The 337-nt window shown below is 80.7% G+C and carries 1 protein-coding gene; it reads left to right on the top strand.

Annotated elements, in window-relative coordinates:
• The coding region (locus ACLQ24_RS00840; RefSeq protein ID WP_425888462.1) for a hypothetical protein at positions 1–337 on the top strand (337 nt) is incomplete at both ends.

Raw genomic sequence — 337 nt, forward strand, 5'->3', positions numbered from 1 at the left:
TAGCGCCGCTCGCCCTGGGGGCGGTCGCTGTACTGCCGGTCAGCCTGCGGGCGGTCGCTGTAGCGCCGCTCGCCGGCCGGTCGGTCACCCCGGTCAGCCTGCGGTCGATCGCCGTAGCGCCGTTCCCCGGTGGGCCGGTCGCCGTAACCCCGACTGTCCCGGTCGGCGTACCGGCGCTCGCCCTGCGGGCGCTCGCCCTGCGGGCGGTCGCCGTGCGGGCGGTCGCCGTACTGCCGCTCGCCCTGCGGGCGGTCGCCGTGCGGGCGGTCGCCGTGCGGGCGGTCGCCGTGCGGGCGGTCGCCGTGCGGGCGGTCGCCGTGCGGGCGGTCGCCGTGCG

Source organism: Micromonospora sp. DT4 (genome assembly GCF_049841675.1).
In the GTDB taxonomy this organism is placed as follows: domain Bacteria; phylum Actinomycetota; class Actinomycetes; order Mycobacteriales; family Micromonosporaceae; genus Micromonospora.